Below are 11,726 nucleotides of genomic sequence, written 5' to 3' on the forward strand. Positions count from 1 at the left end.
CGAGTGCGAGCCGCGCTCGAGCCACACGTGGCGGCCTGGGTCCTTGACAAGGAGCGCTTCGGCCGGCGGCGCTTCGCCAACCAGCGCGAACTCGCTGGCTGCCTGGGTCTGGTGCCCACGGCCTATGACAGCGGCGGCCGTTCAGTTTGAACATGCAAGTCAAAATTGGATGGGTGGCGACCTTCGGGGGTCAGAGAAGATTGATCGTTCGTGCCTGCGCTCTGAGTTCTTCGCGGAACGAAGGATGCGCGATGGCGATGAGTTCCAGGGCCCCGCTGTTTGGCCGATTTGCCACGCAGTTGCGCCACGCCGAACTCGGTGACGACATAGTTGACGTCATTCTTGCTGGTGCTGGCGTGGGTGCCTGGACTGAGCGTTGGAACGATGCGCGAGATGGAATCGTTCTTCGCGGTTGCAGGCAATGCAATGAACGACTTGCCCCCCTGCGAACGGTTGGCAAGGCTCAAGGCGATCTTCGGATTCGAGAAGGCGGTGCGAATCAAGGCCCATTTCGCAGTCTATCCGGCGCGTCATGCAAGGCGTCCGCCGGTGGAGGCTTTCCTGACCTGGCTCCACAACGAGGCGTCCAAGACCTGAGCTCAGCACAAGAATCAGACGCTTGAGCGTTTGTTGCGCGACGCCGGTCAGTCTGGAGATGCCATCGTCCGTGAAGTGACTTGAATCCCGCGAAGAAGGCCCGCAAGGTCGCCTGAGGCCAGTGGGCGAGTTCCGTTTGGATCATCGACAAGTCGAAGATCGGAGTAATGTCGGACGCCCTGACGACACCTCTTGCCGTCATTCAAGCCACAGGAGCCCCACATGACCTCCACGAATCCGCAGTCCGGCACCAACATTCAGGAAATCGCCACGGGCATCTTCCGCATCAATACGCCGGTGCCGCTGCCCGACGGCAACCTGTTCAGCTTCAACCAGTACCTCGTGGTCGACGACCAGCCGCTGCTGTTCCACTCCGGGCCGCGCCAGCTCTTTCCGCTGGTGAGCGAAGCCATCGCCCGCGTGATGCCGGTCGATCGCCTGCGCTACATCGGCCTGTCTCATGTCGAGGCCGACGAGTGCGGTGCGTTGAACCTGTTCCTGGCTGCAGCGCCGCAGGCCGTGCCCCTGTGCGGCGGGATCGCGGCCATGGTCTCGATGGCCGACCTGGCCGACCGCCCGCCGCGCGCTCTGGCCGATGGCGAGGAACTCGCGCTCGGCAGCCACACGATGCGCTGGTTCGACACGCCCCATCTGCCGCACGGCTGGGAATGCGGGCTGATGATGGACACGCACACGCGCACGTTCTTCTGCGGCGACCTCTTCACGCAACCCGGCAACAGCGAGAAGGCGCTGACCGACACCGACATCCTGGCCCCCAGCGAAGCGTTCCGGCACCAGATGGACTACTACGCGCATGCACCGCAGACGGCTGCATTGCTGGACCGGCTCGCGCAACAGGCTCCCCGCACGCTCGCCTGCATGCACGGCAGCGCATGGCAGGGCGACGGCGCATCGCTGCTGCGCCAGCTTTCGCAGGCGCTGTCGGCAACCCATTGAATGGCGCGCGTGCCAGGAAGCGGGAGCACCGCCTGCCGTCACATCTTCGGCGGCCAGCTGTGCGTCTCTGCCTGGCAGCTCTTGCACCAGGCATAGAGCGCGTCATACATCACCATGCCGTGCGCGAGCATCTCGTGGTCGTCGGCGAACACCTGGGACAACCCCAGCGACAGCGCGTACAGCCCGGCAGACTGAGGCGTGAGGTCCAGACGGGAAGTGTCTGCGCCTCGGATGATGACGGCCAGCTGCCGCAGGGCCGGGTCGCCAAGCTCGTGCTTCGACAGGAAGGCATCGAAGCTGCACAGCTCTGCGACGTGCGTCATCTCGACGCCGGGGATGTCGTACGGCACCGCGCCGGTCCTTGCCGCAGTATCGAGAACCTGATCGGCGGGAACGTACAGGAACTCCGGCGCATCGTCGATGAAGCGCGCGATGAGCCATGGACATGCGATGCGGTCGATCTTCGGCCGCTCACGGGTCACCCATTTCATGATGGACCTCCTTTGGGTTCCAGGGGCTTGGCGGCGGCCTGCCAGCCATCGATGCCGCCGCGCAGAAAGCGGGCCCGCAGACCGGCCGCCCGAAGGCGCAATGCAGTGGCACGTCCGACCTCGTGTCCGTAGACACAGTAGACGACCAGGTCGCGGTCGGCTGGCAAGTCGCTGGCCCAACGGTCCACGGTGGCAGGGTCCCGCCAGGCGGCACCTGGCAGCCGAGTCTCCGCATCCTTGAAGACCCCGGAGCGACGCACATCGACGACCAGGGCGCCAGCGACCTCGTCCTGCGTGGCCCCGAACGGTTCGGTGGCGCCGTGCACGGCGAGCTGGTAGCGCCCGTACACGCTGGCCCACTCGATGTTCTCCATGAACGCATGAACGTAGTTGCCCGCGGCCGCACCGAAATCCATGTGGTACGCGTGCTCGTACATGTCCAGCGCGAGGATGGGCACGCCGCCCGCCAGGGCGTGCGTATGGTCGGCGGCCCATTGGTTCACGAGCGTCCCGTCCCGCGGCTGGAACACGAGCAGCACCCAGCCAGACCCGCCGCCCAGCGCCGTGCCCATGGCGACGAACTCCTCCCGCCAGCGAGCGAGGCTCCCGAAGCTGGCTTGCAGCGCCAGTTCCATGGCCGGCGTCATCGTCTGCCCGTCTCCACCCAGGCTGCCGAAGTACAGCTCGTGCAAGAGCATGGAATTGTTCGCGACGAGCTCTTCGCGCTTCAAGCCGTTGAGCTCGAAGCCCGGCAGGGTCGCGGGCGACCGCGCGGCCAGCTTCGAGCGGATGGCGTTCAGGCGCTTGACCGCGCCGCCGTAGTTGTTCTGGTGATGACTGCGAATCGACCTCTCGGACAGACCGTGCAGTGCCGCAGCCTCGAAGGGCAAGTCCTGGATTCGGTTTTCCATGGGGAACCTCTCATGCAAGCAGGGGCCGCAGAAACGTCAGCGCCAGTCCCGCCAGCCCGGAGCCCAGGACCACGGGAATGACGCCGACCTTGAATCGGAACAGGGCCACGGCCGCCGCCACGCCGATGAGCGCGGATGTCCATTCGAATCGACCGGCGAGTCCCTCCGGCCAGAGCACGTGGTACGCGAAGAAGACGGCCAGGTTCACGATCACGCCCACCACCGCGGCCGTGATGCCGGTCAGCGGCGCCGTGAACTTGAGATTGCCGTGGGTCGATTCGATGAAGGGTGCGCCCAGCAGGATGAAGAGGAACGAAGGCAGGAAGGTGAAGAAGGTCACCACCGTGGCAGCCACCGCACCCGCCAGGAAGAGCGCGTCCGGGCCGAAGATGGCCTGGGTCCAGCCGCCGACGAATCCGACGAAGGACACCACCATGATGAGCGGGCCCGGTGTCGTTTCGCCGAGCGCCAAGCCATCGATCATCTGCGGCGCCGTGAGCCACTGGTGGTGCTCGACCGCCCCCTGGAACACATAGGGCAGCACGGCATAGGCCCCGCCGAACGTCATCAGGGCCGCCTTGGTGAAGAACCAGCCCATCTGCGTCAGGACCGCGTCCCATCCATAGAGCGCCGTCAGGGTCCCGATGCCGGCGAGCCAGAGCGCCAGGCACACGGCCAGCACGCGGCCGAAGCGCCGCCAGCTGAACAACGCATGCGCTGGCGTCGGCGTGAGGTCGTCGATGAGCGCCGGGCCGAACGACTTGGCGGCCGTGCCATGGCCGCCTCCGGCGGTGAACTTGGCCGGTGCCCAGCGTCCACCGAAGTAACCGATGACGCCGGCGGCCAGCACGATGAGAGGAAAAGGCAATTGCAGCGCGAAGATGGCCAGGAAGGCCGCCACCGCGATGCCCCACAGCCACCCGTTCTTCAGGGCCCGGGAACCCACCCGATAGGCCGCATGCACCACCAGCGCGGTGACGGCGGGCTTGATGCCATGGAAAAGGCCGGCGATGACGGGCACATTGCCGTACGCCATGTAGACCCACGACAGGCCGATCAGGATGAACAGCGACGGCAGCACGAACAGGACGCCCGCGACGATGCCGCCCCAGGTGCGGTGCATCAGCCATCCGATGTACGTCGCGAGTTGCTGCGCCTCGGGCCCGGGCAGCAGCATGCAGTAGTTCAGCGCATGCAGGAACCGGCCCTCGGAGATCCAGCGACGTCGCTCGACAAGGTCCTCATGCATGATGGCGATCTGCCCGGCCGGCCCTCCGAAGCTGATGAAGCCGAGCTTGAGCCAGTAGACGAAGGCCTCGCCGAAGCTGAGGCGCTCAGGCGCCGCGGTGGTTGTGGTCGTGATCACTGGCGTACCTTCATGGCGGCGTAGAGGGTGTCGAACAGGGGCAGGGACGCCGCGAGCAGCGCATCGTCCTTGTCGTGCTGCGCCTGCAGGCCTCTCACGATGGTTTCAATGCCGGCCGCCTCGTCGACAGGGATGCCGCCGACATCGATGTAGTGCACGAGTTGGCCGAGCCGCCGGATGCCCGGGTCCTCTTCCAGGCCGAACGCATGCGCCACGACCTCGAAGCTGACCTTGTCTCCCACGTGAGTGAACGTGGCGCCGTCGAAGTCGAACCCAAGAACCCCCTTGGGGCACTTGCACGGGTCTGCCAGCCAGACGAAGCGCGCGGAGGCATCGACGAAGCGCTGGATCAACCAGCCCGTTGCGAGCCGGTCCACCCAGGGGCGCTTGCGCGTGGCCCATGTCTTGCCCTGGTAGGCCTGCGGCGAGCGTCGTTCGATCGCTCCCGATGCGGCCGTCGGCTCACCCGGCGAAAGCTTGCGTTCGATCTCCGCTCGCAAGGTTTCGAGGCCCGCTGCTGCCGCGGCGGCTGCCTTGCCCGGAAAGAAGTCCATGGCGCGAAGGGTCTGGAACTGCTGGTCCAGGCTGCGTGCCACCTTGCGCAGGTCGGCTTCCGTCGCAGCCTTGAGCGACTCCCGAGTCTCCTTGAGTGACTGCGCAAAGTCGGCGTACTGCTCAGTCCGGTCGAACAGCGCGAGGAAGGTGCTCTCCTGTCCCGCGTCGCGGGCCTGGAGCGTCAGCATGTGAGCCTCGGCGCCACCTTCCTGGATGGCCTTCGCGATCGCCCACAGGTCTTCGGCGGACGCGGCATTCGAGGGCAGGATGTAGACGCCGTCCCGAAGGGTTCCGCAGCCGGTGGCCTTGAGCGAACGCCAGATGCGGACGCGCAAGCCGCTCGGAGAGGTCGGCAGCGAGGCGGTCAAGACAAGCCAGTCAATCATGAAGCAAGTATCACGCAATGTGATGCTTGCTACAAGAACTGGTCGATTGGCGGGATGGCGAAGTGGCTATCCGGGATCGATGCCGCGTGGGCCGAGTGGCGACGCCCTAACCCAGGGCATCGTTCACCTGCTCGTTGAATTCGGCCTGGCTCAGCGCCGTGCCGATCTCCCGCGGCAGCGCATCGCGCACCGAGAAAACCCCCAGGATCTTCGTCCCCGCCACCAACGGGAGATGGCGGAAGCCGCGCTCGAGCATCAGCACGACGGCGTCGGACACCGGGGTTTCGGGCGGCACGCAGATCGGATTGGGCGTCATCACCTCGCGCGCCGTGGTGTGATCGGGGTCGAGCCCCCGGGCCAGCACGCGCGTCATCAGGTCGCGCTCGGTCAGGATGCCCAGCAGGGTGTCCGGCGGTTCCATGATGAGCACGCTGCCGCAACCGGCGCGTGTCATGACGCAGGCGGCATCGCGCGCACTGGCTTGCGGACCCAGGCAGGTCACATGCTTGCGCGAGATGGACTGAAAAACAGTGCGTTCGGCCATGGTCCGCCCTCCGAAAGAAGCGCAATGGTGCCCCGGGCCCTCGTTCAGCGCAAGGAGTCGTTGAGCCGTTCCAGCGCCCGGGCGCCGGGGCAGAGCTGCGCGGCCTCGAGCGTGTTGAGGGGCCGGTCGCAGGTGTTGAGCGCCGTGTGCAGGTCGGTGGCCAGCGGGTCGACGTAGAGCAGGCCCGTCACCACCTCGCCCATTTCCTGGTGCCGCTGCATGTGGGCCATGGCGGCGAAGCGGTCGCCCGGGTTGTAGTCGGCATGCAGGCTGCGCAGCCGCAGCAGGGTGCCGTCGTGCTGGCGCACGTCCAGCACTTCGCCCGGCGCCATGTCGACCACGATTTCGTCGCGGGCGCTGATGAAGTCGATGCGGCTCACCGCCTCGTTGTGCTCGCGCACGTAGTCGTAGCTCTTGGTGCTGCCGGGGTGGTTGTTGAAGGCCACGCAGGGACTGAGCACGTCGATGAAGGCCGCGCCGCCATGGCTGATCGCCCCCTTGATCAGCGGGACCAGCTGCGCCTTGTTGCCCGAGAAGCCGCGCCCCACGTAGCTGGCGCCCAGCTGCAGCGCCATGGCGACCAGGTCGACCGGGCTGTCGGTGTTGACCACGCCCTTCTTGCTCTTGGAGCCCTGGTCGGCCGTGGCCGAGAACTGGCCCTTGGTCAGGCCGTAGACGCCGTTGTTCTCCACGATGTAGGCCATCCGCACGCCGCGCCGCATGGCGTGGGCGAACTGGCCCAGGCCGATCGAGGCCGAATCGCCGTCGCCCGAGACGCCCAGGTACAGCAGGTCGCGGTTGGCCAGGTTGGCGCCGGTCAGCACGCTGGGCATGCGGCCGTGCACCGTGTTGAAGCCGTGCGAGGCGCCCAGGAAGTAATCGGGCGTCTTGGAGCTGCAGCCGATGCCCGAGAGCTTGGCCACCCGGTGCGGCTCGATGTCCAGCTCCCAGCAGGCCTCGATGATGGCGGCGGAGATCGAGTCGTGGCCGCAGCCCGCGCACAGCGTGGAGATCTTGCCCTCGTAGTCGCGCCGCGTGTAGCCGACCTTGTTGATGGCCAGCGTCGGATGCCGCAGCCGGGGCTTGGCAAGGTAGGTCATGCAGGCTCCTTCGTATCGGTGGCGCCGGGCGCGCGGGCAGGCGCCTGCAGATGCGCGCCGATCGCCTGGACGATGAAACGCGCCGTGATGGGTGTGCCGTCGAAATGCAGCACCGGGATCAGCCGGGCCGGATCGATGCCCAGCTCGTTGACCAGCAGGCTGCGCATCTGGGCGTCGCGGTTCTGCTCGACCACGAACACCCGCGGGTGCTGCGCCAGGAACTGCACCACGCTGTCCGGGAAGGGAAAGGCGCGCAGCCGCAGCGCATCCAGGTGGATGCCGCGCTCGTCGAGCGCTTCCAGTGCTTCCTGCATGGCCGGGCTGGTCGAGCCGAAATGGATCACGCCGAGATCGGTTTTCTCGGCGGCCGGCCGCAGCACCGGCTGCGGCACCAGAGTGGCCGCGGTCGCGAACTTCTTCAGCAGCCGCTCCATGTTGTAGATGTAGTCGGGCCCGCGCTCCGAGTACCGGGCGTAGGCGTCGCGCGTCGTGCCGCGGGTGAAGAAGCTGCCCCTGGTCGGGTGCGTGCCGGGCAGCGTGCGCCAGGGGATGCCGTCGCCGTCCACGTCCTTGTAGCGTCCGAAGTCCCGGCCCGCCTCCAGTTCCTCGGCGGTCATGACCTTGCCGCGGTCGTAGGCGCGGCTGTCGTCCCAGGCAAAGGGCGCGCTCAGGCGCTGGTTCATGCCGATGTCGAGATCGGTCATCAGGAACACCGGCGTCTGCAGCCGGTCGGCCAGGTCGAGTGCCGCCGCCGCGTGTTCGAAGCACTCGTGCGGGTCCTCGGGAAACAGCAGCACGTGCTTGGTGTCGCCATGCGAGGCGTAGGCGCACGAGAGGATGTCGGCCTGCTGGGTCCGCGTGGGCATGCCGGTGGAAGGGCCGCCGCGCTGCACGTTGATGAGCGTGACCGGGATCTCGGCGAAGTAGGCCAGCCCGATGAACTCGGTCATCAGCGAAATCCCGGGCCCCGAGGTCGGCGTGAAGGCCCGCGCACCGTTCCAGCCGGCACCGACCACCATGCCGATCGAGGCGAGTTCGTCTTCCGCCTGCACGATGGCGAAGCGGTTCTGGCCGGTGACCGGATCCACCCGGAATTTCGCGCAGTACTTCTGGAAGGCCTCCGCCACCGAGGACGACGGCGTGATCGGATACCAGGCCGCGACCGTGGCGCCGCCATACACGCAGCCCAGCGCCGCGGCGCTGTTGCCGTCGACGAAGATCCGGTCGCCCACCCGGTCGGCGCGGCGGACCTGCAGCCCGACGGGCTCGCGCAGGTTCTCGCGGGCGAAGTCGCATCCCAGGTGTAGGGCCTGCACATTCGAGGCCAGCAGCTTCTCCTTGCCCTTGTACTGCTCGCCGAACAGCTTCTCGACCACTTCGGGCTCGATGCCCAGCAGGATGGCCAGGGCGCCCACGTAAACGATGTTCTTGAACAGCTGGCGCTGGCGCGGGTCGTGGTAGACCGCGTTGCAGATCTCGGTCAGCGGCATGCCGATCACCCGGATGTCGCTGCGGAACTTCGACGGCGGCAGCGGCCGCGTGCTGTCGTAGAACAGGTAGCCGCCGGGCTCGAGCTCGGCCACGTCGGCGTCCCAGGTCTGCGGGTTCATCGCCACCATCATGTCGGTGCCACCGCGCCGCCCCAGGTGGCCTTTCTCGGTCACGCGCACCTCGTACCAGGTCGGCAGCCCCTGGATGTTGCTGGGAAAGATGTTGCGCGGACTCACCGGCACGCCCATGCGCAGGATGGCCTTGGCGAACAGCTCGTTGGCCGAGGCCGAGCCCGAGCCGTTGACGTTGGCGAACTTGATGACGAAATCGTTGACGGCCGCAATCTGGGGAATCACTCCCCCCACGCTCGCCATTTCGTGTGCTTCCGCGCCTTCGGGCGGCCGTACGGCGCTCATGCCGGCACCCCCCTGGCCGGCACCGGATGCACATCGCGGCACGCCGGCCCCGCCGGTGTCATCTCGAGCAGGAACTTCTGCATGTCCCAGGCCCCCGTGGGGCAGCGCTCGGCGCACAGGCCGCAGTGCAGGCAGACGTCCTCGTCCTTGACCATCACCCTGCCCGTCTTGAGCCCGCCGGACACGTACAGGTCCTGCGCCAGGTTCAGCGCCGGTGCCTTCAGCCGGGGCCGCAGTTCCGCCTCCTCGCCGTTGACGGTGAAGCTGATGCAGTCCATCGGGCAGATGTCCACGCAGGCATCGCATTCGATGCACGCGGTCTCGGTGAACACTGTCTGCACATCGCAGTTCAGGCAGCGCTCGGCCTCCTTGAAGGCGGTGGCGGCGTCGAAGCCCAGTTCCACCTCCACGCGGATGCTGGCCAGCGCCGCCTCGGCCTTGGCCCAGGGCACCTTGTAGCGCAGGTCGTTGGAGGTGTCGTTGTCGTAGCTCCATTCGTGGATGCCCATCTTCTGCGACACCAGGTTGGTCATGGGCGCCGGTCGGACATGGATCGGCTCGGCATGCAGGAGCTTGTCGATCGACACGGCAGCCTCGTGCCCATGCGCCACGGCCGTGATGATGTTCTTGGGTCCGAAGGCCGCATCGCCGCCAAAGAAGATCCGCGGCACCGTCGACTGGAAGGTGTCCGCGTCCAGCGTCGGCAGACCCCATTTGTCGAAGGCGATGCCGCAGTCGCGCTCGATCCAGGGGAAGGCGTTTTCCTGCCCCACGGCCACCAGCACCTCGTCGCATTCGAAGAAGGCCTCCGGCTCGCCGGTGGGCACCAGCGAGCGGTTGCCCTCGCCGTCGTACTCGGCCCGGACGATCTCGAAACGCATGCCCAGCAGCTTGCCGCCCTCGTGTACGAAGGCCTTGGGCACATGGAAGTTGATGATCGGAATGCCTTCGTGCTGGGCGTCTTCCTTTTCCCAGGGCGAGGCCTTCATTTCCTCGAAGCCACTGCGCACGATGACCTTCACGTCGATGCCGCCCAGGCGGCGGGCCGACCGGCAGCAGTCCATCGCCGTGTTGCCGCCGCCGAGCACGATCACGCGCTGGCCAATGGCGGTGACGTGGCCGAACGAAACGGAGTTGAGCCAGTCGATGCCGATGTGGATGCTGGCCGCCGCTTCGTGCCGGCCGGGAATCACCAGGTCGCGCCCGCGCGGCGCGCCGCAGCCGACGAAGATCGCGTCCCACCCCTGCGCCATCAGGGCCTTCATCGAGTCGACGCGCTCGCCGCTGCGGAAATCCACGCCGAGGTCGAGGATATAGCCCGTTTCCTCGTCGATCACCGATTCGGGCAGCCGAAAGCGCGGGATCTGCGTGCGGATGAAGCCGCCGGCCTTGGCCTCGGAGTCGAACACCGTGACCTCGTAGCCCAGCGGCGCCAGGTCGCGTGCGACGGTGAGCGAGGCGGGCCCCGCGCCCACGCAGGCGACGCGCTTGCCGTTCTTCGGCTCGAGCTTCGGCATGCGCGACCGCACGTCGTCCTTCATGTCGGCCGCGACGCGCTTGAGCCGGCAGATCGCCACCGGCTCGGGATCCTTGGCGTTGCTTTCCTCGACCCGCCCGCGCCGGCAGGCCGGCTCGCAAGGCCGGTCGCAGGTGCGCCCCAGGATGCCGGGAAAGACGTTGGAGACCCAGTTGACCATGTAGGCGTCGCTGTAGCGGCGCTGCGCGATCAGGCGGATGTATTCAGGGACGGGGGTGTGCGCCGGACAGGCGTACTGGCAATCGACGACCTTGTGGAAATAGGCCGGGTTGGCAATGTTGGTTCGCTGCAAGGCGTGTCTCCTGGCTGCCGCCCGCGGCCTGGTGGGGTCGGCGCGGGTCTGACGCAAGTATGCGCCGCGCCGGGCGGCGTGCTGCCTTGGTGGAATCCCGCAGCATGTCAGGCCAGGCTCAGTGGCGGCGCTCCGTCGGCGACGCACGGCGCGCGGTCAGGATGCGGGCCGCTCCAGCAACCGCTTCAATGCCATCAGGTCCCGCCGGACATGCGCCACATCGGCATCGAAGTCCTGCTGGCTGACGCCCGGCAGCCGAAGCACGACGAAGGTCAGAAGACTTCCTTCGCCGCACGGCGACACGCGCAACGCATTGTGGACGCTGGTGCCGTCCGGGAGCACGACCTTGTGGTCGAGCACGCCGAAGGGGTTGTCCGGGGCCATGGACACCTTGACCTGGCCCATGGGCGACTCGGCGAGCCATTCGCCCCGGTGCCGGGCAATGCCCTGGGCCAGGCCGGACGCCCACAGCGGCAGGTTCTCCATCTGCCGGGCGAAGCGGTAGACGGTGTCGGCGGGGGCATCGACAGCTTGGCTGACGACCTGTGCTTCGTGCGACTTCGGCATCTGACGATCTCCTTGCTTCAACACCATGCAACGGCCTCAGCGACGTCGGGTGGCTCCCGGCCGGACAAGCTCGCGCCGCTCGATGGGGGTCGAAAACACAATCGATGTGCGGGTTTCACCATACACGTTGATGGTGCCGACAAAGCGCTCGAGATCGGCGAGGCTTCAAGAAACCACGGTCATCACGTAGGAGTCCGCTCCGGCGACGTGATGGCACTCCAGCACTTCGGGTGCCTTCTTCAGCTTGTCGAGCAATGCCTTCTGGCCGGGCTGAGGGACGGTGATGCCCACGATCGCCTTGACGCGATAGCCCGCCTTCGAGGTATCGACATCTGCCGTGATGGTGCGGACAAGGCCCGCATCCTGAAGCCGCCATGATGCTGCACGTCACGGCGATCAGTCTGGCCAACGGGGGGGCCGCAGAAGACCGTTGCAGCCATGGGCCATTTGTCGCATATCGACATGCGCAAATGTGAGTTCACGCATCGGACCGCCACGGATAAGGTTGGACCTCTC

12 protein-coding genes and 2 pseudogenes are annotated in these 11,726 nt (G+C 66.9%); 3 read left to right on the forward strand and 11 right to left on the reverse strand.

The features are described from left to right. Positions 1 to 3 precede the first annotated feature (3 nt). On the forward strand, positions 4 to 150 hold the full coding sequence (locus tag AC1D2O_RS13285) for a hypothetical protein (RefSeq protein WP_478086716.1): 147 nt from the start codon (positions 4 to 6) through the stop codon (positions 148 to 150). A gap of 40 nt (positions 151 to 190) precedes the next feature. Here the strand turns inward: AC1D2O_RS13285 and AC1D2O_RS13290 are convergent. Continuing rightward, positions 191 to 458: pseudogene (locus AC1D2O_RS13290) on the reverse strand (acetyl-CoA hydrolase/transferase C-terminal domain-containing protein); the annotation flags it as partial. 1 nt (position 459) lies between these two features. Between AC1D2O_RS13290 and AC1D2O_RS13295 the strand changes: the two are divergent. Together AC1D2O_RS13295 and AC1D2O_RS13300 are read left to right on the forward strand one after the other, a co-directional pair. Further along, positions 460 to 597 (forward strand): annotated as a pseudogene (locus AC1D2O_RS13295) (LysR substrate-binding domain-containing protein); the annotation flags it as partial. A 222-nt stretch (positions 598 to 819) separates the two neighbouring features. Further along, positions 820 to 1,554, forward strand: a complete 735-nt coding sequence (locus AC1D2O_RS13300) for an oxygen-binding di-iron domain-containing protein (RefSeq protein WP_478157171.1) — start codon at positions 820 to 822, stop codon at positions 1,552 to 1,554. Positions 1,555 to 1,592: 38 nt separating this feature from the next. Here AC1D2O_RS13300 and AC1D2O_RS13305 read toward each other — a convergent pair whose 3' ends face one another. From AC1D2O_RS13305 to AC1D2O_RS13350, 10 genes are all read right to left on the reverse strand, one after another. Then, entirely contained in the window at positions 1,593 to 2,045 is a 453-nt protein-coding gene (locus AC1D2O_RS13305) for a chromate resistance protein ChrB domain-containing protein (protein WP_478086720.1), read from the reverse strand. Continuing rightward, on the reverse strand, positions 2,042 to 2,956 hold the full coding sequence (locus AC1D2O_RS13310; protein ID WP_478086721.1) for a Fe-Mn family superoxide dismutase: 915 nt from the start codon (positions 2,954 to 2,956) through the stop codon (positions 2,042 to 2,044). Before AC1D2O_RS13310 ends, AC1D2O_RS13305 begins: the two co-directional genes overlap by 4 nt. 10 nt (positions 2,957 to 2,966) lie before the next feature. Then, positions 2,967 to 4,322 carry a chromate efflux transporter gene (gene chrA / locus AC1D2O_RS13315; RefSeq protein WP_478086722.1) on the reverse strand — a complete coding sequence of 452 codons (1,356 nt, stop codon included), beginning with the start codon at positions 4,320 to 4,322 and terminating at the stop codon, positions 2,967 to 2,969. Next, positions 4,319 to 5,263: a chromate resistance protein ChrB domain-containing protein gene (locus AC1D2O_RS13320; RefSeq protein WP_478086724.1), complete on the reverse strand. Its 945-nt coding sequence runs from the start codon at positions 5,261 to 5,263 to the stop codon at positions 4,319 to 4,321. The genes chrA and AC1D2O_RS13320 overlap by 4 nt, the downstream gene beginning before the upstream one ends. Before the next feature lie 106 nt (positions 5,264 to 5,369). Continuing rightward, positions 5,370 to 5,807: a CBS domain-containing protein gene (locus AC1D2O_RS13325; RefSeq protein ID WP_478086725.1), complete on the reverse strand. Its 438-nt coding sequence runs from the start codon at positions 5,805 to 5,807 to the stop codon at positions 5,370 to 5,372. 44 nt (positions 5,808 to 5,851) lie between these two features. Then, positions 5,852 to 6,907, reverse strand: coding sequence for a 2-oxoacid:ferredoxin oxidoreductase subunit beta (locus AC1D2O_RS13330; protein ID WP_478086726.1), 1,056 nt, complete (start codon positions 6,905 to 6,907; stop codon positions 5,852 to 5,854). Continuing rightward, a complete protein-coding gene (locus tag AC1D2O_RS13335) occupies positions 6,904 to 8,772 on the reverse strand; it encodes a 2-oxoacid:acceptor oxidoreductase subunit alpha (protein WP_478157240.1) in 1,869 nt (622 codons plus the stop codon). The genes AC1D2O_RS13330 and AC1D2O_RS13335 overlap by 4 nt, the downstream gene beginning before the upstream one ends. A gap of 38 nt (positions 8,773 to 8,810) precedes the next feature. Continuing rightward, on the reverse strand, positions 8,811 to 10,643 hold the full coding sequence (locus AC1D2O_RS13340) for an FAD-dependent oxidoreductase (RefSeq protein ID WP_478086728.1): 1,833 nt from the start codon (positions 10,641 to 10,643) through the stop codon (positions 8,811 to 8,813). Positions 10,644 to 10,799: 156 nt separating this feature from the next. After that, positions 10,800 to 11,210, reverse strand: coding sequence for an SRPBCC family protein (locus AC1D2O_RS13345; protein WP_478086730.1), 411 nt, complete (start codon positions 11,208 to 11,210; stop codon positions 10,800 to 10,802). A gap of 165 nt (positions 11,211 to 11,375) precedes the next feature. Next, positions 11,376 to 11,501 (reverse strand): Lrp/AsnC ligand binding domain-containing protein, encoded by a 126-nt coding sequence (locus tag AC1D2O_RS13350; protein ID WP_478086732.1) that lies wholly within the window; start codon positions 11,499 to 11,501, stop codon positions 11,376 to 11,378. Positions 11,502 to 11,726 lie beyond the last annotated feature (225 nt).

The organism is Variovorax sp. P1_G12, from assembly GCF_056405555.1.